A 23,453-nucleotide genomic window follows, 5' to 3' on the forward strand; every position below is an offset into this window, starting at 1 on the left:
ATCTGTGTCAATCACACTCCATATAGAGGTATGTTATATGTCCTAACTTACCTTTTTTATTTTAAGGTTACTAGAATATTGTTCAACAAGTTCTTCGTATTGAGTAAGTGTAGCACGAGTTACTTCTATCTAAATGTTCCCCTAAGAGAATTTTGGGTTTTCATAATGAAGGTGCCTTAATTACTCCAATATAAGCGTGAGGTCCTATATAAATTTTAAAATCAAATTCTTCTGATTCTGGATAAATAGCATTATAACGGTCCTTATTTAGTATTTCATTTAAAATATTAAATTCCCTTATATTTGGTCGCCATGAAGATATGTACTCTGGATGTGACTCGCCGTATTCATTAAGGCTTTCCCTTAACTTTTTATTTAGCCTTTTAGAAGCAGCTCTCTTAGAATTTCTCTTTGAATTATCGTGTACGGAGCATTTAAAGTATAAGCTTTCTACAGCTTCATTGAATCCGATAATCCTAATATCATTTTAATATCTTAATATTATAACTTTCGTTTTCTTTCACTATTATTTTCTTTATTTTACTATATCGAATTACATTAATGAGGGTTCTAAGGTGAAATGCTTCCCTTGTATACTTATAATTAAATTTTGTAATCAATTCATGTATTAATAACTTATAAGGGTTAGCAGATGATGCTACAAATGAATTCCCTAGGTATGTAAACACTCCGACAAGCAAGGCAAATATAATTCTAATGATCCACCCCCATACATTTTCATACAAATATTCAGATAAGAACATAAATGCAATTACACTTGGCATTACAATTATTAAATAAGAGAAAACAGGAATAAAGCCATACAAAATACCTAACAAATAAGCAAGTATTAACGTTCTTAATAACACAAAATACCAAGCTGGTAAATCTATATTATTCAATACTAGTATGTACTTAAAGATTAAGTAATTTTCGTTTAATAAAGTTATTGGAATTAATAGTATTAGCCAGTCTAGTCCCTCAAGTTTGTAACTAACTCGAGTACTTGGTTCTCTAAGGTCTTCGGCTGATACTTCGTTTCCATCAATATATATTGCATAAGGTCTAATTTTCACACTTTAGTCGGTTAGTTGAATAAGCAACAATTATTATCTTTAAACACCTATTTTGTTCAATTATTTTAGAGCTGTTATTGTAGAATCTTTGTCTTACTCTTCGTGGTTAAAAATGTTACTATTGTATTACATCCATCTTAGGAGGTTTTTGTACAGAAATCAAAAATATGTAATGTTTAAAAACTAAGTAGGTAAAAAATTTTTAAAAAAGGATGATTAAAATGACAGCACCTATTCCACCACAATTAGCTCTTCTTGCAGCTAATCCTAAATTAATAGGCGAACTCTGTAATTTAATTGGAGATATGCCAAATATTGATTTCCCTACAGCAGGAGGGAAGGTATGTTGGAACACTTTAGAAGAAAACTCCGGATGGAGGCTCCAACAAAATAAATTTACTGGGCATTGTAGATTATTAAATCCAGAGAACATACGAAAAGCGTGGGGATCAAAAGAATGTATGTTTAATGCATTCGAAAGATTTAATAAGCAATTTGGACAGGCATCTACGAAGGTGGCGAATTCCTTGTCCGTAGATACTATTGAGAAATTAAGTGAAATAGCTCGAATGTACAAGGATGGTATATTAACAGAGGAAGAATTCAATAAACTAAAGCAACAACTAATATAAAAAATATGAAGCATCGATATTTACTGGTGCTTCATTTATTTTCAGAAAAAATTGTATAATTAAGGGGGTAACCCGTATGGGAGTTGGAATTGGGTGTTTAGGACTTATAATAATTGCAATTATATTTTTTTCTGCTCTAAGTAGTGGCGATATTAGTAGTGGATTAATTTGGTTTTGTATAATAGGTGGAATAATCAGTGCTTTTGGTGGACTAATTATTGATGCAAAACGAAAAGGCAATCTTTCTGCTGAATTAGTTAAAAAAATGAGGGAAATATTAGAAGGAATTGAGAATTTCAACGCCACGCAAGAATTTTTTTCCACAGATATGGAAACTATGATTGCAATTGATGAAGACAACAAGAAAGTCTTAATAATCAACAATAAAATTGAAAACGTGGCTCAATTATCTCAAACACTTAATAAATATGACTATGAATATAAGATCTATTTATATAAGGACATATTACAGTCAGAAATAATAGAGGACGATGTAACTGTTACTCGAACTTCGAGAGGAAGTCAAATCGGTGGTGCATTATTAGGTGGTGTACTGGCTGGAGGAGTAGGAGCAATTATTGGTGGATTGTCAGGATCAACCACATCTACTAACGAAGTAAAAAAAGTTCAGTTACAAATAGTAGTGAACAATACAAAAAAATCATTTTATAGAATTACTTTTATGTCTTCTGATACTGTAGTTTCAAAAAATAGCAGTATTTATATTAATTCCAATAAACAAATAACGCATTGGCATAGTCTATTAAAAATAATTATCGATATAGCAGATAAAGAAGATAAAAAAAATACTATACAAAGTATTAATAATAACAATGATAATAAAATAAATCCTTCTAATGTTGCTGATGAAATTAGAAAATTGCACGATTTACTCAAAGAAGGGATAATTAATCAAGAGGAATTTGATTTACAAAAGAAAAAAATAATTTCTTAAAAAGAGGTTACAAAGTTTAATATTGAAATCCCATCCCGTTAATGGCTGTGTATTCACAGAAGGCGTTAAAGCAAATCGTTTCACCTCAGGAATTACCAAAGAAAGCGTCGAAAAGTCCGAGGAAAGCATTAAAGCAATACCGTAATGACAGGACAATTACAACGGAGTCAGCGTTAATCGTTGGCTCAAAGGTGAAGCATGTGATGTTTGGAGAGGGAAAAATTTTGGAGGTCACAAGTAGCACGATCAAATTGTCATTTGATGCAGGGATAAAGCAGTTTATGACGGATACATGTTTACAGCAAGGCTATTTAGAAGCGGTGGAAGATTAATGCAGCGTATTCGAGATTTTTTCGAATACGCTTTTTATAGTGTGCAAAATAATAGCTAAACTTCTTATTTTCTCTTTCTATAGGATAAATATTCTATAAATCTCTTTGCTGCAAGTGACAGCGATTGTTGCTCTCTCATCGCAATCCCAATAGTTCGAAAAGCAGGGATCTCAAGCTCTTTCGCGATAATTTGGTACGGAATGCGTTCTAAAATCAGTTCAGGTAATATACTGATTCCCAACCCGTTTTCCACCATTGACATAATGGCATAGTCGTCCCATGTTGTAAAAGAAATGTGCGGCGAGATATTGTGCTTCTCAAAAATTTCGGAGATTTCAGCTTTTGCGCCTTTTTCTAAAAGCATGAATGGACTGGTCAATAGTTCGCTTATAGGAAATTTATCGCAATCAGCAAGATGATGATTCTGATGAATGACTACCAACAGTCGGTCTTGCTCTACAAAGATTGTTTCCATTTTAGCTTTTGTTGGTAGTCGCAAAAATCCAAAGTCGACCCTACCTTCGATAATCCAGCTTTCGATTTCGGTGTAATCTCCTAAGAGTAACTCGAAATCAATCCCTGGATAATCCTGCTTAAAGAATTTGATCTATAAGGTAGCCAATGTGTTGCTACACTAGAAAATGTACCAATTCGGATGATTCCTGATTGGATATCATGTAAGTCTTCGATCTGCATCATTAACATTTCATGCTCATTACATATACGTTGTAATTGGGGCAGTAACTTTAAGCCATCGGATGTTAAACTGATTCCGGCATGACCTCGTTCAAAAAGGGAAATTCCCCATTCTGATTCTAAATCGTTGATCATACGGCTGATACCAGACTGTGTATAGTTTAATGCATCGGCAGCACTTGTAAAACTCCCATATTCTACTGCTTTGACAAAGGCCATATATTTTTGGATATTCATTGCGCTATCCCCCTTGCATGCTATTTTGTTATGTGTAGCATGACAAACATTCAATTTTGTAATACATATAAGTATGCTATGCTATTCCCATTACAAAAGCAAGTTGAAAGGGAGTGGAAGGAAAGGACGGAAAAAACACCTAATAGTTCCTATTAAATTGCGGTAGGTTAGGGGAGTAGGCCATGAAATCTAAATTTCAATTTATCGTATCAATGATTATTTTTGGCACAATCGGTTTAGTTGTGCGTTACATTGATTTAGCGGCGAGTGAAAGAGCTTTACTAAGTAGTTTACTAGGATGCTTATTTTTATTCTTCATTTTCTCCATAATGAAGAAAAAAATATCCTGGAATTTAGTGAAATCGAATGCTTTATTTTTGTTTCTCTCAGGCGTTGCATTGGGAGGAAACTGGATTTTTCTCTATCAATCCTACGACCACACATCACTTGCCAATGCCACACTAGGATATTACTTTGCACCAGTATTTGTAATGATTCTTTCACCTGTTGTACTTAGGGAACAATTATCCATAAAGAAAATAATATGCATTGTCATAGCAATTATCGGTATGATAATGATTGTAGGAGAAGGGGTGAGTGCAACGGAATCAGATGATTTCCTTGGACTTACCTTTGGATTGATGGCAGCTGCGTTTTATGCGGCATTGTTACTTTTAAACAAATTTATTAAAGAGATGGACAAGCTAGAGATGACCATTATTCAACTTGGAACGACTGCATTATTACTGCTGCCGTATGTTTTTTTGACAGAAGGCTTTGGGATTTTTGGATTATCAAGCGCATCTATTCCTTTTATTTTAATTTTAGGTATCGTTAATACAGGGATTGGATTTTGGTTGTTTTTCTCGGGAATGGAAAAATTGAAAGGGCAGAGTATTGCGATGCTAAGTTATGTCGATCCTTTTGTAGCAATATTGATTTCTGCAATGATATTGCAAGAGCAAATGACCCTAGTGCAAATTATCGGAGGGGTATTTTTATTAGGTTCTACATTTGTTAGCGAAATTCGATTTTTTAACTTTTCAAAACAACTCATGAAAAAACAAATAGAGTAACAATTTATCACGGGAGACTTAAATCGATAGTACATGGTATTTAACATTTATAGGGTTGTTCAATTACTAAGACAACAATCAGCCAATTCAAGTTGGCTAATTGTTGTTTTTTAAACTCTTGATAAGATGCTTGAGCTTCTTGATGAGTTTCTCCAAAACGTTAACTGCTAGTTCAGCTATGCCCTTAGCTAAGAGAGTTTAAGAACTTCAATATATCTATACATACCCTTTAACATAACAGATTCATCTCTTATAATTCTGAGCCTTTGATCATTTTGTTTAAACAACTCCTCAAAACTTCTACCAATATCTGTTCCTAACATACTTATAAATGGCCTTACCAATTTTTTTGTTAGCGTTAGTTTTTGATTTTTAGGAGCAAATTTATCAAAGATAAGAATTCTACCATCCTTCTTTAAAACTCTTATCATCTCTTCAAAGCATTTATTTTCATTAGGAACCACAGAAAGTATTAAACTAGCTACAATATAGTCAAATGATTCATCTGCAAAAGACATTTTTTGAGCATCCATTTCTAAAAAATTGATAGAAGAGTGCTCGAATTTATGTTGAGCTTTCGCTAGCATATCAGGAGAATAATCAATGGCAGTTATATCATAATCAACATAGTTGATTAATTCTAAATCAGCCCCAGTACCAATACCTACATAGAGGATTTTTTGTTTACGCTGAAAAGGCACTTCTTGAAAAATCCTCTTTCTAGTCTTTAAAAAAGTACCTGTATTAAAAAATTTATCGTAAAAGGAAGAGCCAATTTTATAGATAATTTTGTTCCACGTATTATTCAATGCTACATCCAGCCTTTCTACAGAGCGTATGAACTTCTAAAATCCTGTGTCCCCTCCGAAAATAGGAGTGACCCACGCAATAATCTTTGTCATCATGTCAAAATATAATAAAATCCCATTAAAATCAATAATCATAAATGGCTTCTTTTTGGAAGAAACGTAATTTGAGACAGCTTAAGAAAGGAAATTGAAAAACCAAGTACATTAATAAGTATGTATAATAAGCCTTTATCAGGGTTTGTTAGCCCTAAAGCCATTATTACAAGTGTCCAGCCAGTTGTGAAACCTGTCCCAAGTTTAATCTAATATTCCTTTTCAGACAGTAAAAAATCTAACTTGAGGATGCCTACGTTTATTAGCTGAAGAGAGATCCATATTTTTTAAAATTTTTGACAGACATATTAGGTAGTGCTAGTATGTTTGACACACATATTAGTGATATCGAATATGATCATATCAAAACATATTAGCTAAGTCTAATATGAATTGGAGGAGATTTTGTGACAGAAAAAAATATTGACTTAAAAATTAAACTAATTCATGGATTTTCAAACAAGGTAAGACTTCAAATTTTAGAGTGTATCAAAGAGAAAGAGAAGACAGTATCTCAAATCGTCAAGGAATTAAAGGGGAATCAGTCTAATATCTCTCAACACTTAGCCTGTTTAAAAGGGTGTGGCATTATTGTTGGTCGTAATGAAGGAAAATATTGCTACTATAGTTTGAGAAATGAGCGTATTCGCGAACTTCTTGAAATGTTTGATACGGTTTTAGAAGATGTTCATTCTGATGTTGCGTGCTGTGCAAACCATGTAGATTAAAGATATATATAAATAAAAGCAGATTCCATAATATATAGGGAAGGATGCAGGAGATTTAAAATTATGAGGAAATAGGTGTTCCTTAACTATATGAATGAGCTAGTACAGAAAAAATCAAAGATAGAGGAACATCTTTACCAATAGGGTTAGTGGTCGTAAAGGTTTAATTAAGGTTAGTCCAAAGTAGAAAACTACCTGATCTGAATAGAAATTATAAAAGGGTTACTGAGATAATGTAACCCTTATTGAGGGAGGTCGTGACGGTCAACCAACGCCACCACCGTATAAGTGCGTGCGATACACTCAATATAAATTTGTGCAAATAAAGGCTAATTATACATAAAAAAAAGCAGCGTCGTCACACGCTACAGTAATTTAATGAACATGTTAGGTGATTCATAAAAGAGTTTAACAAAGATTATGAATGGAACCATGCTATAAAGATACAGAAGATAACTTGGATCCAAAAGGTTGTGAAGATTATTTTTTCGTCAAACTCATATTCTGACACTTGTATGCTTTTGCTGAATTTTAATAATATTTTATATTTATTTAATATGTGAGCTAATAATAATAAGTGTTATACCCGTAAATAAGCAAACGATTCTTGTCACAGGTATTTTATCTGCTAGTCCAAATAATGCAATTGCTGTCGTTACGATTAAAACTGTTGGACCAACCAAAGCAAGCATGGTATTAATATAAAATGCTTTTTCTAGATTATTTAACTTTAGCATCAACAATCCAGCACTTACTTCAATACTCCCAGACAATACACGTAAAATAACCATAGCAAGAACCGACTTTTCAATAATTGTCATCATCCTATCTTTATAGAAAATTTAATATAATTCCATCATGAATAGAATAATAGATTTTTGTTTTAATGAAATACTAAAATCAATATATGTATGATTCGTGTCTAATATTCTTGTTAGATTATGCTTTAATCCTTAGACTAGGAATATAATTAAAGATTTTTCCAATGTTTAGAATTAGCATAATAAATGAGCTGTGTTTCTAAAGTTGAAACACGGCTCATTTTTTATTTTTAATCCCTATTTAGATTAATGAAAAATTAGAAAGCTATCAAAAAAATTCTAATTCTTATATCACGCTGCATATGCATATATTCTCCATATTTATAGTCTATACTTTATTTTCAAATGGACTATAGAAAGGTTGAGTGAGCGTATTTGTTAGAGCATTTAAATTTACTTCTTGCATTTGGTGCTGGATTATTATCATTTTTATCACCTTGTTCATTACCATTGTATCCAGCTTTTCTATCTTATGTAACAGGAATATCCTTTAATGAACTAAAAGAAGAAAAAGGGATTTTGAGGCGAAAATCTCTGATACATACCCTGCTTTTTTTACTTGGTTTTTCTATTATTTTTATGGCATTAGGTTTTTCAACTTCTTTTATCGGACAGATTTTTATTCAGTATAAAGAGTTCCTAAGACAAATTGGAGCAATTATCATGGTCTTTTTTGGATTAGTTATTCTAGGTTTTTTTAAAATCGATATTTTACAATCTGAAAAAAAGATTCATTTTAAAAAAAGGCCCAAAGGATATTTTGGTTCGGTACTTATTGGTATGGGTTTTGCAGCTGGATGGACACCTTGTACTGGACCAATTCTTGCAGGAGTAATAGCTTTAGGCGTGTCTGATCCCGGGAAGGGTATGTTGTACATGCTATTTTATGTGCTAGGTTTTTCTATACCTTTCCTAATAATGTCTTTATTTATCGGAAAAATGAAGTTTCTTCAAAGAAAAAATGGACTGTTTATGAAAATAGGTGGTGCAATAATGATTGTGATGGGGGTTTTATTATACTTTGATATGATGACTAAAATTATTGCGTTTTTAACACCGATTTTTGGAGGGTTTACTGGTTTCTAGTTTTACATATATAAGAGAGGAAGGAGCCTAACTTCATTATGGATAAAAAAAAGAGAAGATTTCTTATGCGTTCAATTATATTAATTATATTATTTGGGGCAATATTCTTCACAGTCTATACAACTTTAACGCAAGATAAAAATGAAGTATTAAAAATAGGGGACGATGCTCCAAATTTTACTCTAGTTGATATGCATGGTGAGAAACATAATTTGGAAGAATACAAAGGACAAGGTGTCTTTTTAAACTTTTGGGGTACTTGGTGCAAACCTTGCGAAAGAGAATTTCCAATTATAGATAGATATTATAATGATTATAAAGAAAAGGGTATACAGGTATTAGCTATAAATATAGCAGAATCCGACTTCGTGGTTCAAAATTATATTGACCGAAAAGGTCTAACTTTTCCGGTTTTAATAGATAAAAATAAAAGTGTAATGGAAGCATATAATATCAATCCATTACCAACGACTATTCTTATTAATTCTGAGGGGAAAATAGAAAAAATAATCACTGGAGAAATGAAAGAACAAGATATAAAGAATTATATGGAACTAATTCTACCAGACTAAAAAATGATTCTTAATATCACTAAAGTCAATTTTGGGTAATTCAAAAATTGTTACATTGCATGTGCAGCGAAGACAAAATGAAGGAGATGGAAGAGGAATCAATTCCGCAGAAGAAACAACTGTGTATATGGTTAACTACACTTCTACTTCTGGTGTAAAAGTAACAATTCATAAATGGCTAACGGAAAGTGATGATCTACTCCGTAAAAATTAAATACTCAGAGATGTTCGACGAGTCAAGTCAATTTTGACAAATGGAACATCTTTTTTTATGAAGAAATTCTAAAAATCCATTTTAATTTTAATCCATAATTTCTCCATAATTATTCGTTATATTCATTTTGAATCATGTAATAATAACGGGAGGAGGTATGGGGCATTAGAAAGTGGGGAATTATTTTCACTTTAGGATTATTAGCAGTTATTTTAGAGGGTTGTACAAATAAAAATACAAACTTGAATACCATAACAGTGTTAACCGTTGAATTTTTTAGTGGAGATCCACTTAATGATCTATATGTGGTGTTACTTAATGAAGAAGGGAAAGAAATAGATTCAACAATTAGTTTGAATAAAGGTGAGGCTCAATTTAATAATTTGCAACCGAATGAAACCTATACAGTAAAAGTAGGGAATCCAAACAATTTTACAACAGGAATGTATTTAACAGAGAAAAAATTTACGTATACGTCATCTACACAATCCATATTAGTGCAAACATATGCAGTAAATCATAATAAAGGATTTGGAGTTCCTGTAATTCTACAAAATCCTGAATTACCAAATGGGTGTGAAATAACTACTCTTACAGCAGTACTTAATTACTATGGTGCAGAAACATCTAAATTAGAAATGGATCAAAATTATTTACCTAAACAATCGTTTGAATACAAAATGAAAAAAAAGTATGGGCCAAATCCTAATCAAGTATATGGCGGCGAGCCAAGCAATCTAGAAACGGGTACATATGTTTTTGCAGAACCAATTGTCAAAGCAGCTAATAATTTTATCACCGAGAGAAAGTTAGATTTACATACAAAAAATAGTAGTGGAAGTACAATAAAAGAAATAACAAATTATATTAGACAGGGAATACCAGTTATTATATGGGTAACATTGGACCTCTCACCACCAAAGGTTAAAGGGGGATGGATTATGGAAGAAGCAGGTGAGTACCATCAAATGTATCAAAATTTACATACAATGGTACTATTGGGAAATACGACTGTGGAAGTAATGGATCCACGTAAGGGATTGATAACATTGGATAAGGGAGCATTTTTTAATAGCTATGAAGCATTAGGCGAACAGGCAGTTGTTGTTTATTAACAATAGTTCATTATATGCAAGTAATAGGTTAAAAAAGATAGCGTTTAATCATGGAAGAAAAATTACTTCAATTACTTGAACAATCTGGATTATTTGCAATTTTGGTTAGTTTAATGATAAATACTTTGGTTAGTATTATAGGTATACTACCAAGTGTTTTTGTTACAGCTACTAACCTTGTGTTTTTTGGCGTATTCAACGGTTTGTTGATTTCTATTATCGGTGAATCACTTGGTGCAGTTATTAGCTTTATTTTATATAGAAAAGGAATCAATAAATGGAAAAGACCGTTCGTATTACACCCTAAACTTTTAAAATTAAAGGAGTTGGAAGGGTCTGATGCATTTTGGATAATTGTCAGTTTAAGGATTTTACCTTTTATGTCATCAGGTCTTGTGACTTTTACTAGTGCATTTTCTAAGGTGTCTTTAGGCACATTTGCGCTTGCTAGTACGATTGGAAAAATACCAGCCTTAATCTTTGAAGCAGGAGCCGTATATGGTTTTATGCAAGTAAATTTAATAGGGAAAATTGTAATAAGTATCTTATTAATGTCAATTATCATTTTGATTTGGAAAGTTAAGAAGTAAAAAAAGTCATATCAAAGTTTTCTTAGATAGAGTGGTTAATACTTGTCTTATTTAATTACAAATCCATAATTTCTCCATACTTCTTTGTTATAGTGCCTATGTAAAGAATAAAAGGAGGAAACATAATGAAATCTAAACTTTTGATTGCTTCATTATTGGTAGGCGCTATTATAATGGGGGGATGTAGTGCGGGTAATTCGGAATCTAATACTAATTCAAATATGGACCATTCTACTATGTCTGGTATGGACCATTCCAATATGAGTGATGAAGAAATGAAAAACATGGAGGGTATGGATAATAAAGATAGTAACATGGAAAATGGTCATGCGAGTCACACCAATCCATTAGCATTAAATAATTCAACTGGGGAAAATGAGCTTGCGCTTCCACCTATTATTGAACCTAAAAATGGAATTGTTGATATTACTGCTCAAAAAGGAACGACAGAAATCCTTAAGGGAACTAAAACAGAGACATATGGATATAATGGTTCCTTTTTAGGGCCAGTCATTCGTATTCATAAAGATCAAAGGGTAACGTTTAGAACTAAAAATGCTTTATCTGAACCAACAACATTTCACTGGCATGGATTAGAAATTCCCGGAAATGGTGATGGCGGTCCACATCAAGTCTTAGAGCCAGGTGTAACAGAAGATGTAAATTTTACAGTTAATCAAGGAGCATCTACGCTGTGGTTCCATCCACATCCAGAAGGTGCTACAGCAGAGCAAGTATATAAAGGTTTAGCTGGCTTAATTTATATTGATGATGAAAATTCGCAAAAAATCAATTTACCGAATGAGTATGGTGTGAATGATTTTCCGTTAGTATTCCAAGATAGACAATTTACTGAAGAAAAGCAATTAAATTATCAAGCAGTCCTTAATGAGGATGGTACAATAGGAGATACTTTGTTAATTAATGGTACTTTGAATCCTAAACTTACTGTCGGTAAAGAAAAAATAAGACTTCGATTATTAAACGGTTCTAATGCTCGTAATTATACGTTTAAATTGAATAATGGAGCTACATTCCAACAAATTGCTACTGATGGAGGTTTCTTAAATCAACCAACTGATATGAAAGAAATTACCTTAACACCAGGTGAGCGAGCAGAGGTAATAGTGGATTTTTCAAAGATGGATGACAAAACTGATATAGCATTAATAAATGAAGAAGGAATTACTCTTTTACCATTTAAAATTGAACAAAAAGCTGCAAGTACAAGTAACATTGCACAAAAATTAAATGATTTTGGTGTTACGGAAGAGGAAAAAACCTTACCAGTTACAAAGAAACTTGAACTTTTTGGTATGGGCACAATGGTTTCAATCAATGGTTCACAGTTTGATATGAATCGCATTGATTTCACTCAAAAACAGGGAGATACTGAAATTTGGGAAATTTATAATAAACCTGATATGATGGGTGGCATGACACATCCTTTCCACATACATGGCACTCAATTTAAAATCGTGTCGATTGATGGGAAAGAACCTCCTTTAAATTTAAAAGGGTGGAAGGATACGGTTTCAGTTGAAGCTGGTCAAACAGTTAAATTAGCAGTGAAGTTCAATAATAAGGGCATTTACATGTTCCATTGCCATGTCCTTGAACATGAAGAAAATGGGATGATGGGTCAAGTTGAAGTAAAATAAAAATAGTTTAAAAACCTCCATATATTTGGAGGTTTTTTAGATGTCATTCAAGAGTGGATTTTAAACGACTTAAAACACCAGATAAAGCCATTTCGAGCCATTTAAATGCTTTCTGTTGCTTTAAAGACTTCTAGGATACGACCTTTTTGTAACTTAACAATTAAATAAGCTACCATTAGTCTGAAAACTAATTTTTGTTCAACAAACGGGCCAGCTTGTTGAATAACAGTCTTTTAAGAAATGTTACCTAACGACGCTTTTGTAAAAATAATATTGTTGTTTAATTTACAATTAAGTCATTTAAAAAATAATATAGTTGTTTTTATTCCACGAACAGAGCAGGTTAGTGGAAAGCAATCTAAGTGTCTTATGTTTTTCAAATTAAGCATACCGATAATTTTATATTTTATTACTTAACATTATGATTATCTTGGGAGCGAGTTATTTTATCGGTGAGTGTATACAAACCATGTAATGCTGGCTGTTAATAATGCTGACGAAATCAACGCTGTAAGAATACTATATGTTTGCCAAATAAGTATCGTTGACCAATCGATAGCATAGCACAGTATACCAAGGACAATCGTAGCCATCAGGAAAATAACTGTTATGATTATTCTCTTTTTTGTCATTGGCTGTCTCTTATTCATTTTCTTTTTTCGTAATCCTAAGAGAAATAGCAGAACAGCCAATAGGCAAAGAATAATAGTGATAGACGACAAAATGATATCCAAAAGCTGTGTGCGACTTATTTCATATGACTGAGTTAGATTACCGTCTAATATATCTTTAACTTTTAGTACCAAGTTTATATTGGTATTTGCGCCGTTGCTCAGCAAGCAGACGGCTGTTCTGTCATTTAGCAGTATGGCTACTTCGGTTCGGAAATTTGGATTGCCCCCAGTATGTTCGATAATTGTTTGGTCGGCGTTTACCGACCAGCCTGCCGCATAATACATATCGTTGACAGCCGAGACAGACATATCACCCCTATGTGATTTTTCGATAACCGTGTGAAATATTTCGGGTATGTCCTGCACAATACCCATCTGTATGCCCATCCAACGTGCCATATCTTTTGTATTAGAAATGATGTAGCCTGCGGGTTTGTTCCCAGCATAATCCGGAGCTTTAAATGGAGTTGTCATAAAAAAGGAAGAACGGTAGCCTTGTGCCAACTGTCCAGTGGCTTGAGCATCTTCTTTATAAACATACGTCTGGTGAAGACCTAACGGCTGAAATACTTGTTCCTTCATAAAGTCTTCATAGCTTTGTTGCGACACAATCTCAATAACCAAACCCAATACGTCATAATTAACGGTTCCATAGTTATACTGTTCACCAGGATTGAACGCCAATTCAGCATCTACGAGCATTTCCACAGTCTTTTGCAACATATCCGGTGTATTGCCTTGTGGAATATTTTGAGTATGCCTAATATTTGTTAGACCACTGGTATGGTGAAGAAAGTTATTTAGTGTAAGGCTTTGCGTATCAACAGGTTTTCCTTGATACTTTAACGTAAACCAAGGTAAATATTTTTGCACAGGGTCCGTCATTGAGAGCAGCCCTTGCTCTTCCAACAGCATAATACCCATACCAGTAAAAGCTTTACTGACAGAAGCTAACTCATAGAGTGTATTTTCACTTGCAGTCAACCCCTTTTCACGGTCAGCATACCCTGAAGAAAAGTAGAACACTTCATCATCGACAATTATTGAGATTGAAATTCCTGGAACACCTGATATTCGAGAGGCATCATCTAGCAACGCTTGTATTGCCGCAGATTTCGAATCTGACAGTGCATAACTTTGTGTTGTGGATCCTAAGAATAATATAAATATCATTAATACAACAACAATAATCTTTTTCATAAACACTCCTTTTTGAAAAATTATAAGAGAATAATATAAATAACATACTTTTACAACTATTAAACTAAATTATAACTTATCTTTCTATTCACCTTTATAATATTAAGTAAAATGTGAAGAGTTACCTTTAACGAACAGATACGTTAGTTCAATAAGTAAAACGATCTTCAACAAAAGGGTGCATTCTGTAATAAGGATCAGCGCTTGTTTGCATTAAAGGGCCAGATTGTGGAATAAAAGTTGTAAAACAAACAAGAAATCTATTACCATGAGGGAGGCTTTGCTGATAAGACTTTTAAATCTACTAGATGACGAGAACTCGAATAAGAGTCAGAAGCCTCATTCTTTTAAACGGACCAATATGCAAATTCCAAATATATTCTATTGGCATAAGAATGGTTACTCGTAATATATTCTACAATTGATGCAACATAAAAAACGTATATTTACCACGTTTTAAAATCTATTTCCGGTTTGTTGTATAAGAGGGATTTTTGAAACAGTGTAGAAAGTTAATATTAGGTGATAAATTGCATTTAACAGGAGATGGGATAGATATATGCAGACGATTTTTGTAGACTGGGGTGGAAATAATGTGAAGCTAACTTGGATGCCTCGAATGAAATTAACAGAATCTTTAATAGTGACGAGTGTTCATGCAGTGTGCTTTAGAGATGGGAAAGTGTTATTATCACAAATAAAAAATCGAGGGTTTAATTATCCAGGTGGACACGTAGAGATTGGGGAGAACGTAGAAGAAGCTATACTACGCGAAACATATGAAGAGGGGTATGTAAAGGGAACAATTAAATACATAGGTTCTATTGAAGTAAGCCATAAAGAAAATCTGTCCTTTGATTCAAGTGGAAAATATCCATTGATTGCTTATCAGGCATTTTTTAGAATGGATGTTACCGAATGCTTACCTTTTCTCCGAGAACATGAATCATCTGCTCGAATTTGGGTAGAACCCTCTGAAATACCATTTGTAATTAATGACCATAAACTTTCAAAATTAATCTTAGACGATGCGTTAACCTTTTGTTCTTCTTAAACTAACGTGTGCTTTAATTTAATAACAACGATCTTCAACAATCGGACTCTTTCCTGGAAAAAGGAAAGCTCATTTTTCAGTTTAAGGGCTATTTAATTGAATAACGTTTTTAAAGGAATTATGTTGAAAATTAGGTTAGTTGGAAAAGTAATGTATTTAACTAACTGGGAAGGTTAATGTAATAAGGATTTAATGATTTTCTAAGCAAGAAGGATTATCACTGTGTAGTCTGGAATAGTTAGTTAGTTTATAAGTTTCTTTTTAACTTAATTAACATTGCGATTGGAGTAAGCAACCCGTCCTAGATTAGAACGGGTTAGCTCAACTGAGATTATAAAATTAGCTATATTATCACTTTATATTACTTCATCTGGTGGTTGTGTCTTTCTCCAGCCATAAAACTGCATGACGTCTTTTGATCATATAAAACATTTCAATTCCCACCTTTCATGTTTTTTAATTAACAAGATTAATATTGACGAATACGAATATAATCGTCAATTTTTTTTCGGTTCTCTTCAAAGATTTTTTTCACATATTCATCATGAAGTGCTTTCTCAAGAGAGACCTTACGTTTGGTAATAGTTATCGTGAGCGCAAAAAAGTTTAATATCATTTATTATCACCTCCTTAAAGTGCCATGAAAAATGAAAAAAACCGTAGAGAGACTCCTCTACGGCGAAAAAAGGCACAAAAATACCGCAGGGGCACACTTCTCCCTGCGGTATGGGTATGCTTATTTACAAAAAAACCTTAAGCGATCCATTCCGATGCGGTCGAATGTGTGATTTTCATTTTTAATGAAGTTGTAGCTACCAATGACATCAATTTAACGATAACGATCATTTTATTCGACCTCCTTAAGAATTTTTTGTTTACTTTGTAAGTATATCTAAATTTAAGTTGTTTGTAAACATCTTTTACAAAGCTTTCCTAATTATTGAAGAGAGAGCAGTTATGGATGCTACGATACATGGGGGGAATCCAAATCCAGTAATTTCTACAGGGATATAATTACAAAATGAATAAGTATTAGCAGATCATAAAGTATGGTATCCCAACTATAAATACGAATACGAAAGAAAATTACAGTTTTGGGTGGTGGCCATTCTGTTATTGCTAGCACTTGCGGAATTACAGGTAGAGAATTCTGCAACAAAGCTAGTGTGGAATGCGTAAAAAGTCTGTAGAAAAAGCCTATAGGTCGAAGAAAAAGATGCTTTGGCCAGCACATGGCGCACTCGGTGTTTACTTTCACGGGTTGAATATGCAATTTTTAAGAGAAGTGATTATGGATATTGGCAGGGATTAGCTGGTGCTGAAGAAGAGGGTGAGACTCCTACTAAACGAGAAGCATTTGAAGAAGCTGGCTTTACAAGAGATTATCATATTGCATTAGATTCTAGTTCTTCACTAGCAGTAGAAAATGTAGTTGGGAATTTCCTTTGGGGACAAGACGTTTAAGTATTAAAAGAATTTTCATTTGGTGTTAAAGTTCCTACAAAAGATATATCATTATCCAAAGAGCATGTTTTGAAGAGGCAGTAACACTTTTGAAATAGGATAGCAATAAAACGGCGTTATGGGAGGTTATTAAATCTGATTAACACCAAACATATGAAAGAAAATATTTAAGCTAAAACGGGTGCTTTGCTTGAAGAACACGGAGTTGCATAGGCAGCTCATTTTTAGGAATACAGCTTCAATATTGCTTGCTGTTATTCAATTATCGGGCAAGTACTGTAATAGAATGCAGAAATTGTGGAGGAAAAAAATGAATAAAACGGAGAGGCAGCTTGCGATCACGCTTGAATTACAGCGAAGCAAAACATTGAGAGCAGAAGATTTAGCTTCTCAATTTGAGACAAGTGTACGTACGATATATAGGGATATTCAAGCACTAAGTGAGGCTGGGGTTCCCATTTTAGGTGCCCCTGGTCAGGGTTATTCCTTAATGGAAGGATATTTTCTACCCCCGGTTAGGTTCACAGCAGAAGAGGCCGTCTCCCTGCTCATGGGAGCTGATTTTATCGAGCAAAGGTTGGATACAGATTATGGTATTAATGCAAGGTCCGCTAAACGCAAAATCGAGGCTACTTTGTCGGAGTCAGTTCATAATGAGTCAAGGCTTGTTCGGGAAACAATGCGACTGCTTCATATAGGTGAGCAGTCAACTGAAGAGCGGGTAAAAACGTATCTTAATCAAGTTCGCGATGCAATTTTGAAACAGTGCAAAATCAGTTTTATGTATATTAAAAAAATGCCAGGAACAGATGGGAATCGGAAAAATAAACGTGTCGTCTCTCCATATGGATTAACACTTGTCCATGAAAATTGGGTTTTACTAGCATACTGTGATATGAGGCAAGAAATGCGTCATTTCCGCTTGTCCCGGATGTCCGAGCTTTCTGTGTTGGAAGATCAATTTCTTCTACCAAATGATTTTGACCTAAGTAGCTATCGGCCACCTGACAATCGAGATGAAAGAATAATAATGAGGGCAAACCCCGAAATTGCCGACAAAATCATTGAGGCAGTAAATTTTTATATTGAATCTATTGAGGAGCGGAAGGAGGATGTAATCTTTCAATTTCGTGTTCGGTATCCAGAGGAACTATTACAGCATTTACTTGGCTGGGGCGGAGATATCGAGGTGATTGAGCCGAAGTCTTTACGCTTCAAGATTCGGGAAGTAGCGAAAAAAATTCTAGAACACTACTGACATACACCTGTCAGTAGTGTTCTTTTATACTGTGACTATACCAAGATGAAGAGGAGCTGCTTGAAGGATGAAAAGTACAAAGGAAGTATTGAAGTCATTTGAACTTACAGTAGAAAGATATTTGGCAGAACTGACAAAACTCAATATTGATAAAATACATAGAAAGCTGAACGAAGAAGATTGGTCCATAGGACAGATGTATGTACATTTAATTCAATCAGCTTTCATGCATCTACATAATGTCGAGCAATGTTTAGCTGGTAGCGAATCGACATTGAACCCAGCGAAGGAAAAAACTGAGCAGGGTAAGATTGTTTTTAAACTAGAACAATTTCCTGCTGTTCGTATTAAGGTCCCTGCTTCGCCAAACTATACTCCGCAACCACCAGAGAGCATGGAGCAATTGGTAGAAGGACTTCACAGTGTAGTGGAACGGATGAGGAATACGGAATCAGTTCTACTTCAAGTGCCTGTAAGTAACAAGATACTTCATCCGGCGTTCGGTGCTTTAAACGCGCAGGAATGGTTTATGTTGATTGAAATGCATTACAGACATCATTTTTTACAACTGGATCGGTTGAAAAGTTTAGTATTTGAAGAGTAGGGGGATGCATCATGTCGAATATAACAAGTCAGAAAAGCAGATATTGGATTGGCGTTGTATCCGCTTCTCATGTGAATTTAGCCATAGAAGGTGGTTTTGCACAGTTATGTCACGGTAAGGTAGCACCTTTGCGTAAAATGTCTCCAGGTGATTGGCTGATATACTATTCCCCTCGCACAGACATGTCCAAAGGGAAGCCAGTTCAAGCATTTACTGCTATTGGTCAGGTTACGGATAACGGTGCTTACAAACATCAAGTGTCGGAGTCGTTTGTGCCATTTCGCAGAGATATGCGTTATATTCCTTGTCGAGAAGTTAAGATTGCACTGTTGTTAAACCAGCTCACTTTTACGCGTGGAAATCGCAATTGGGGGTTACCATTCCGTCGAGGTCATTTTGAAATTGGAGCTGAAGATTTTATGACAATCGTTACTTCGATGTTAGATGGTGAGGAACAGGCATTATCCGAGATCCTTAAACACTGATTGTAAGTTGTGAACAGTTTCACTTAAACTTTAGAGTGCTTTAGTTAGATAACAATATTCAACAATTGGACGCTATTGTTGAATAGCGTTCTGTTCTTCTGAATTCACGAGACGAGGATTGTTAAGTAAATAAGAACAAATTAAAAGCGGTCCTCCACAGATTAGTTTGTGGAAGGCCGCCTTTATTATAAAAACAGTCACCATTTATAATTGTTCATCTTGGTTCACTTAACCATATAGATGTAAAATAAAAGATCTATTTAGCTTACGGAGCTTTGCGCAATGATTGCACGAATCAGAAATCAGAAAATTTATGACTTCACCATACAACAAGCATTCCACCAATCCATGCGAACTTGCAGCGGAATACAAGGTACTTGAGATTCATCATTCTCGATTGATTATTCATAGTTAGCGATATTAAGTAATTCAACTAAATCGCCTTTGACAAGTTCGTATTCTCTTGAGTTAATGTTAACCATACCATCTTTTGAAATTAATATATTAATTGGATTAGTAGTATCGTCGTTATTAGTGAAAACTATTTTGTAATAAGAGTTAGAGACATCCATACTTTTGAATAAAGTTCGTTTTGCTTCCCAATTATTCAAAATGCTGCGTACTTCGTTATATAATTCATCGTCTTTGTTTACGATAAATATATTTTTGTTATCTACACCACCGTTCATTTCCCAAACGGAAATGCTATCAACAACTTCTTCAAATTTATCAGTGTTTGTAATGAGTTCATCTCCAAAATTCTTTGTTCCATATTCTGAATAAAATAGAATACCAGTTATACAAAGGACAAGAATAATTGCGACAATTGCTAATTTAATTCGTTTACTTCGCATAATATAGCCCCTCCCAAGTTGTAAAAATATGTGTCTTCCGTTTTATTTTACAAAATTTTAACATAAAAGCAAAAAAAACTTATTTACATTTTAACAAAAATCAAGGGATTAGTTTTTAAAGTTGTCGCGTTTTTATCGACTTTTAATCTCTAAAGCTCAATGTTTACACAAAATATAAAAGCAAGATTTTTTCTTGTTCCACAATCGTGCCATATTGTTGAATAAGGGTTTTGGAGAAATTAGGAGGATTAATATTGAGAATAATCTAAAAAATTAGTTTATTATTAGTTCAAATTAAAGTGCTTGAGTCGTGGTGGTAATAATTGGTGTGTGATATGAGTAACAGAATATTGTTTGAAGGTTCTATAACCGGGCGCATTTCTGCAGAAAAAAATGCGTCTACGAAATAAAAAGGGCCATGTGTTTATGGATAAAGTATAAATTATAGGGGGTATTTTATGTTTGTAGTAAATGTAGAAGGGGCTATTCGTCGCAATGAGAAATGGCTTTTAATCCGTAGAAGTGAAAAGGAGGAGCATGCTGGTGGAGGTCTCTCATTAGTAGAGAGGTTCTTGCACATACGGAACTACCTTTATTTCTAAAAGAAAACATTAAACTTGCAGAGAAAATACTACAAGATAATATGCAGATGAAATATTAGTTATACATTTTCCATTATAGGGCGCCATTGTGGAGCAACAAAGTTGGAAAATGATCAGACTTTTTTATAAAAACCTAACTTAAAACTGCTAAAGAAAAATCCCTTTTGATCAATCTTTTTCAAAAAGGGATTCTTCTTATTTAACGTAAAATAAAGGTTTGTGAGGTGTTTTTGCTCAATCTTTATTCCAAATCTACAAAAATCTGTTGCAATTCAAAACATTAAATCATAATATAAGAATATAGTTATATATGGATTAATTCACCTTTCTTTAACGAGGTGATTTTATTTAAAATAATATATAAGCAAATAATTATATAAGGAGTGCAGATAAATGGAAAATACACTAATTGAAAAACAACTAAAAGCAGCTGCAGATTTAAACCGCATTAAATTACTTGCATGCATGAAGAATGGGGAGGTATGTGTATGTGATTTTGTAGATGTTCTCGGAATATCGCAACCAGCTGTTAGTCAACATCTTCGAAAATTAAAGGAGGCAGGCATTATTACAGAACGAAAAGTAGGGACTTGGAAACATTACCGTTTAGTAGAGGATCAAACTCCACTGATGAAGGGCATTTTAGAACAAATTCAACCTTTAAACGGGTGTAACTGTGGCACAGATTGTTGCCATGTAGGGGGAAATATAAATGAGTAATGACTCTTTAACCAAGCAGCTTTCTTTTCTAGATCGTTACCTTACCTTATGGATATTTGTTGCTATGGGAATAGGTGTTTTATTAAGTTTGACAATGCCTAATATTGGAGAAGCATTAGAGGCCATGTCTATTGGCACAACATCCATACCGATTGCTACCGGGTTAATTGTCATGATGTACCCACCATTAGCGAAAGTAAAGTATGAAGAAATGTGGCGTGTGTTTAAGGATTGGAAAGTGCTTTTACTTTCTCTTTTTCAAAACTGGTTACTCGGACCGTTCTTAATGTTCTTTTTAGCCATCATTTTCCTGCACGATTATCCAGAGTATATGGCTGGACTGATTATGATTGGTTTAGCTCGTTGTATTGCAATGGTCATTGTATGGAACGATTTAGCACGTGGAGACCGTGAATATGTAGCTGGTTTAGTTGCGTTTAACTCCATCTTTCAAATCGTGACGTATTCAATTTTTGCTTACTTTTTCTTAAATGTATTACCTGGTTGGTTTGGTTTAGAGAATTTCCATGTATCCATTTCTATGTGGGAGATTACTAAGAGCGTACTTATATACTTAGGTATCCCGTTTGCTGCAGGGTTCCTCACACGTTGGATAGGGATTAAAACAAAAGGGAAACATTGGTATGAGGAAAAGTTCTTACCGAAGATTTCACCACTGACACTAATTGCACTGTTGTTCACGATTGTGATGATGTTTGCTTTAAAGGGTGAGCAATTAGTAGAACTGCCACTTGATGTAGTGCGAATTGCTATTCCATTATTTATTTACTTTGTGATTATGTTTGCTGTGTCATTCTTCTCTTCCCGTAAAGTTGGGGCATCTTATCCTGTCACAGCAGCTCTTTCTTTTACAGCTGCAAGTAACAATTTTGAGCTAGCGATTGCGGTTGCAGTGGGTGTGTTTGGCCTGCATAGTGGCGTGGCATTTGCTGCTGTTATTGGTCCACTTGTAGAAGTACCTGTTCTCATAGGACTTGTATGGGTTGCCCTACGTTGGCAGAAAAAATACTTTAAAACCATTAAATTATAAGGAGCAATTACTATGACAAATATACTTTATTTCTTATGTACAGGAAACTCATGTCGAAGTCAGATGGCTGAAGGATGGGCAAAGAAATTACTACCTACCAATTGGACAGTTAAAAGTGCGGGTATTGAAGCACATGGTGTAAACCCGAATGCTATAAAAGCGATGGCCGAGGTAGGGGTTGATATTTCAAATCATACATCCGATTTAATTGATAGGGAGACATTAAACAACGCCAGGTTAGTTGTCACGTTATGTGGGGATGCAGCAGATAAATGCCCGATGACACCTCCTCACGTTCGTCGTGAGCATTGGGGATTTGAAGATCCTGCGAAAGCGACAGGTACAGATGAAGAAAAATGGATTGTATTCCAAACTGTACGTGATGCAATTGGAAAACGGATTGAGCAATTTGTAGCTGAGGAGCTGAATTAAATTGAAAAAAATTCATATCTATGAGCCAGCAATGTGCTGTTCTACAGGCTTATGTGGACCCTCTATTGACCCAGAATTATTGCGTATGTCATTTATTATGAATAATTTAAAGAAAACAAACATTGAAGCTGAAAGGTTTAATCTTACAAACGAGCCAAATGCTTTTGTAGAAAACGAAGCTATCAATCAACTATTAATGTCAGAAGGAATGGATGCCTTGCCTGCAACGTTTGTGGATGGAGAATTACTTTGTAAAGGGATCTACCCAACAAATGAACAATTTTCACTGTGGTCAGGACTTTCAGAAGACGAATTACTACAAAAGCCAAAAGTACGCTTGTCACTAAAAGGAGAAGCCTAAG

General features: G+C 34.1%; 24 protein-coding genes and 3 pseudogenes. 21 read left to right on the plus strand and 6 right to left on the minus strand.

Features of this window, described 5'->3' with window-relative positions; all coding sequences use genetic code 11:
• The first annotated feature begins 1,297 nt into the window (after positions 1-1,297).
• The 3 genes from B3D98_RS08500 to B3D98_RS08510 all read left to right on the plus strand — a co-directional run bounded on the left by B3D98_RS08500 (position 1,298) and on the right by B3D98_RS08510 (position 2,995).
• Positions 1,298-1,708 (plus strand): SHOCT domain-containing protein, encoded by a 411-nt coding sequence (locus B3D98_RS08500; RefSeq protein ID WP_288582374.1) that lies wholly within the window; start codon positions 1,298-1,300, stop codon positions 1,706-1,708.
• Between the two features lie 76 nt (positions 1,709-1,784).
• Entirely contained in the window at positions 1,785-2,663 is an 879-nt protein-coding gene (locus B3D98_RS08505; protein WP_288582378.1) for an SHOCT domain-containing protein, read from the plus strand.
• Between the two features lie 41 nt (positions 2,664-2,704).
• Entirely contained in the window at positions 2,705-2,995 is a 291-nt protein-coding gene (locus B3D98_RS08510) for a hypothetical protein (protein WP_288582395.1), read from the plus strand.
• A 64-nt stretch (positions 2,996-3,059) separates the two neighbouring features.
• Here the strand turns inward: B3D98_RS08510 and B3D98_RS08515 are convergent.
• Positions 3,060-3,928: pseudogene (locus tag B3D98_RS08515) on the minus strand (LysR family transcriptional regulator).
• A gap of 182 nt (positions 3,929-4,110) precedes the next feature.
• Here B3D98_RS08515 and B3D98_RS08520 point away from each other — a divergent pair.
• On the plus strand, positions 4,111-5,004 hold the full coding sequence (locus B3D98_RS08520) for a DMT family transporter (RefSeq protein ID WP_054550207.1): 894 nt from the start codon (positions 4,111-4,113) through the stop codon (positions 5,002-5,004).
• A 188-nt stretch (positions 5,005-5,192) separates the two neighbouring features.
• On the opposite strand, the gene B3D98_RS08525 is transcribed toward B3D98_RS08520, so the two are convergent.
• Positions 5,193-5,813, minus strand: coding sequence for a class I SAM-dependent methyltransferase (locus B3D98_RS08525; RefSeq protein ID WP_048392989.1), 621 nt, complete (start codon positions 5,811-5,813; stop codon positions 5,193-5,195).
• Positions 5,814-6,313: 500 nt separating this feature from the next.
• Here B3D98_RS08525 and B3D98_RS08530 point away from each other — a divergent pair, with 500 nt between their 5' ends.
• Positions 6,314-6,634 (plus strand): ArsR/SmtB family transcription factor, encoded by a 321-nt coding sequence (locus B3D98_RS08530; RefSeq protein WP_288582397.1) that lies wholly within the window; start codon positions 6,314-6,316, stop codon positions 6,632-6,634.
• A gap of 548 nt (positions 6,635-7,182) precedes the next feature.
• On the opposite strand, the gene B3D98_RS08535 is transcribed toward B3D98_RS08530, so the two are convergent.
• Positions 7,183-7,458: a YqhV family protein gene (locus tag B3D98_RS08535; RefSeq protein WP_048395961.1), complete on the minus strand. Its 276-nt coding sequence runs from the start codon at positions 7,456-7,458 to the stop codon at positions 7,183-7,185.
• A 372-nt stretch (positions 7,459-7,830) separates the two neighbouring features.
• Between B3D98_RS08535 and B3D98_RS08540 the strand changes: the two genes are divergently transcribed.
• The 6 genes from B3D98_RS08540 (at position 7,831) to B3D98_RS08565 (ending at position 12,693) form a co-directional block, all read left to right on the plus strand.
• A complete protein-coding gene (locus B3D98_RS08540; RefSeq protein ID WP_112118605.1) occupies positions 7,831-8,541 on the plus strand; it encodes a cytochrome c biogenesis CcdA family protein in 711 nt (236 codons plus the stop codon).
• A gap of 38 nt (positions 8,542-8,579) precedes the next feature.
• Complete coding sequence (gene resA, locus B3D98_RS08545) at positions 8,580-9,113, plus strand: thiol-disulfide oxidoreductase ResA (RefSeq protein ID WP_115673636.1); 534 nt, start codon at positions 8,580-8,582, stop codon at positions 9,111-9,113.
• A 31-nt stretch (positions 9,114-9,144) separates the two neighbouring features.
• On the plus strand, positions 9,145-9,327 hold the full coding sequence (locus B3D98_RS21665; RefSeq protein ID WP_082148192.1) for a DUF1541 domain-containing protein: 183 nt from the start codon (positions 9,145-9,147) through the stop codon (positions 9,325-9,327).
• Between the two features lie 242 nt (positions 9,328-9,569).
• Positions 9,570-10,442 (plus strand): C39 family peptidase, encoded by an 873-nt coding sequence (locus tag B3D98_RS08555; RefSeq protein ID WP_288582404.1) that lies wholly within the window; start codon positions 9,570-9,572, stop codon positions 10,440-10,442.
• A 50-nt stretch (positions 10,443-10,492) separates the two neighbouring features.
• The gene (locus B3D98_RS08560; protein WP_115673635.1) at positions 10,493-11,032 is read left to right on the plus strand and encodes a TVP38/TMEM64 family protein; all 540 of its coding nucleotides are present in this window, start codon (positions 10,493-10,495) and stop codon (positions 11,030-11,032) included.
• A gap of 125 nt (positions 11,033-11,157) precedes the next feature.
• Positions 11,158-12,693, plus strand: a complete 1,536-nt coding sequence (locus B3D98_RS08565) for a multicopper oxidase family protein (RefSeq protein WP_288582406.1) — start codon at positions 11,158-11,160, stop codon at positions 12,691-12,693.
• 446 nt (positions 12,694-13,139) lie between these two features.
• Here B3D98_RS08565 and B3D98_RS08570 read toward each other — a convergent pair whose 3' ends face one another.
• Positions 13,140-14,567, minus strand: a complete 1,428-nt coding sequence (locus B3D98_RS08570; protein WP_288582408.1) for a serine hydrolase domain-containing protein — start codon at positions 14,565-14,567, stop codon at positions 13,140-13,142.
• A gap of 559 nt (positions 14,568-15,126) precedes the next feature.
• Between B3D98_RS08570 and B3D98_RS08575 the strand changes: the two genes are divergently transcribed.
• The gene (locus B3D98_RS08575) at positions 15,127-15,621 is read left to right on the plus strand and encodes an NUDIX hydrolase (RefSeq protein ID WP_054550199.1); all 495 of its coding nucleotides are present in this window, start codon (positions 15,127-15,129) and stop codon (positions 15,619-15,621) included.
• A gap of 469 nt (positions 15,622-16,090) precedes the next feature.
• Here B3D98_RS08575 and B3D98_RS08580 read toward each other — a convergent pair whose 3' ends face one another.
• On the minus strand, positions 16,091-16,237 hold the full coding sequence (locus tag B3D98_RS08580) for a YrzI family small protein (protein ID WP_081011020.1): 147 nt from the start codon (positions 16,235-16,237) through the stop codon (positions 16,091-16,093).
• A 605-nt stretch (positions 16,238-16,842) separates the two neighbouring features.
• Between B3D98_RS08580 and B3D98_RS08585 the strand changes: the two are divergent.
• From B3D98_RS08585 to B3D98_RS08600, 4 genes and pseudogenes are all read left to right on the plus strand, one after another.
• Positions 16,843-17,183 (plus strand): annotated as a pseudogene (locus B3D98_RS08585) (NUDIX pyrophosphatase).
• A 212-nt stretch (positions 17,184-17,395) separates the two neighbouring features.
• Entirely contained in the window at positions 17,396-18,343 is a 948-nt protein-coding gene (locus B3D98_RS08590) for a helix-turn-helix transcriptional regulator (protein WP_288582412.1), read from the plus strand.
• Between the two features lie 67 nt (positions 18,344-18,410).
• On the plus strand, positions 18,411-18,947 hold the full coding sequence (locus B3D98_RS08595; RefSeq protein WP_259950174.1) for a DinB family protein: 537 nt from the start codon (positions 18,411-18,413) through the stop codon (positions 18,945-18,947).
• Between the two features lie 11 nt (positions 18,948-18,958).
• The gene (locus tag B3D98_RS08600) at positions 18,959-19,432 is read left to right on the plus strand and encodes an EVE domain-containing protein (protein ID WP_259950173.1); all 474 of its coding nucleotides are present in this window, start codon (positions 18,959-18,961) and stop codon (positions 19,430-19,432) included.
• Positions 19,433-19,833: 401 nt separating this feature from the next.
• On the opposite strand, the gene B3D98_RS08605 is transcribed toward B3D98_RS08600, so the two are convergent.
• Positions 19,834-20,286: a hypothetical protein gene (locus tag B3D98_RS08605; RefSeq protein WP_066036717.1), complete on the minus strand. Its 453-nt coding sequence runs from the start codon at positions 20,284-20,286 to the stop codon at positions 19,834-19,836.
• Between the two features lie 458 nt (positions 20,287-20,744).
• Here B3D98_RS08605 and B3D98_RS08610 point away from each other — a divergent pair.
• The 5 genes and pseudogenes from B3D98_RS08610 to arsD all read left to right on the plus strand — a co-directional run.
• Positions 20,745-20,849 (plus strand): annotated as a pseudogene (locus tag B3D98_RS08610) (DNA mismatch repair protein MutT); the annotation flags it as partial.
• 432 nt (positions 20,850-21,281) lie between these two features.
• Entirely contained in the window at positions 21,282-21,608 is a 327-nt protein-coding gene (locus B3D98_RS08615) for an ArsR/SmtB family transcription factor (protein ID WP_066036718.1), read from the plus strand.
• Positions 21,601-22,659: an ACR3 family arsenite efflux transporter gene (gene arsB / locus B3D98_RS08620; RefSeq protein WP_054550190.1), complete on the plus strand. Its 1,059-nt coding sequence runs from the start codon at positions 21,601-21,603 to the stop codon at positions 22,657-22,659. The genes B3D98_RS08615 and arsB overlap by 8 nt, the downstream gene beginning before the upstream one ends.
• A gap of 12 nt (positions 22,660-22,671) precedes the next feature.
• A complete protein-coding gene (gene arsC, locus B3D98_RS08625; protein WP_103118159.1) occupies positions 22,672-23,091 on the plus strand; it encodes an arsenate reductase (thioredoxin) in 420 nt (139 codons plus the stop codon).
• 1 nt (position 23,092) lies between these two features.
• On the plus strand, positions 23,093-23,452 hold the full coding sequence (gene arsD / locus B3D98_RS08630; RefSeq protein WP_103118158.1) for an arsenite efflux transporter metallochaperone ArsD: 360 nt from the start codon (positions 23,093-23,095) through the stop codon (positions 23,450-23,452).
• Position 23,453 lies beyond the last annotated feature (1 nt).

It is taken from the genome of Lysinibacillus sp. UBA5994 (assembly GCF_002429725.1).
GTDB classification, from domain to species: domain Bacteria; phylum Bacillota; class Bacilli; order Bacillales_A; family Planococcaceae; genus Lysinibacillus; species Lysinibacillus capsici.

Coding starts and splice junctions, on each gene's coding strand:
- B3D98_RS08500 (WP_288582374.1), top strand. CDS start 1,298: ATGACAGCACCTATTCCACCACAATTAGCTCTTCTTGCAGCTAATCCT.
- B3D98_RS08505 (WP_288582378.1), top strand. CDS start 1,785: ATGGGAGTTGGAATTGGGTGTTTAGGACTTATAATAATTGCAATTATA.
- B3D98_RS08510 (WP_288582395.1), top strand. CDS start 2,705: ATGGCTGTGTATTCACAGAAGGCGTTAAAGCAAATCGTTTCACCTCAG.
- B3D98_RS08520 (WP_054550207.1), top strand. CDS start 4,111: ATGAAATCTAAATTTCAATTTATCGTATCAATGATTATTTTTGGCACA.
- B3D98_RS08535 (WP_048395961.1), bottom strand. CDS start 7,458: ATGATGACAATTATTGAAAAGTCGGTTCTTGCTATGGTTATTTTACGT.
- resA (WP_115673636.1), top strand. CDS start 8,580: ATGGATAAAAAAAAGAGAAGATTTCTTATGCGTTCAATTATATTAATT.
- B3D98_RS08560 (WP_115673635.1), top strand. CDS start 10,493: ATGGAAGAAAAATTACTTCAATTACTTGAACAATCTGGATTATTTGCA.
- B3D98_RS08565 (WP_288582406.1), top strand. CDS start 11,158: ATGAAATCTAAACTTTTGATTGCTTCATTATTGGTAGGCGCTATTATA.
- B3D98_RS08570 (WP_288582408.1), bottom strand. CDS start 14,567: ATGAAAAAGATTATTGTTGTTGTATTAATGATATTTATATTATTCTTA.
- B3D98_RS08575 (WP_054550199.1), top strand. CDS start 15,127: ATGCAGACGATTTTTGTAGACTGGGGTGGAAATAATGTGAAGCTAACT.
- B3D98_RS08580 (WP_081011020.1), bottom strand. CDS start 16,237: ATGATATTAAACTTTTTTGCGCTCACGATAACTATTACCAAACGTAAG.
- B3D98_RS08590 (WP_288582412.1), top strand. CDS start 17,396: ATGAATAAAACGGAGAGGCAGCTTGCGATCACGCTTGAATTACAGCGA.
- B3D98_RS08595 (WP_259950174.1), top strand. CDS start 18,411: ATGAAAAGTACAAAGGAAGTATTGAAGTCATTTGAACTTACAGTAGAA.
- B3D98_RS08600 (WP_259950173.1), top strand. CDS start 18,959: ATGTCGAATATAACAAGTCAGAAAAGCAGATATTGGATTGGCGTTGTA.
- B3D98_RS08605 (WP_066036717.1), bottom strand. CDS start 20,286: ATGCGAAGTAAACGAATTAAATTAGCAATTGTCGCAATTATTCTTGTC.
- B3D98_RS08615 (WP_066036718.1), top strand. CDS start 21,282: ATGGAAAATACACTAATTGAAAAACAACTAAAAGCAGCTGCAGATTTA.
- arsB (WP_054550190.1), top strand. CDS start 21,601: ATGAGTAATGACTCTTTAACCAAGCAGCTTTCTTTTCTAGATCGTTAC.
- arsC (WP_103118159.1), top strand. CDS start 22,672: ATGACAAATATACTTTATTTCTTATGTACAGGAAACTCATGTCGAAGT.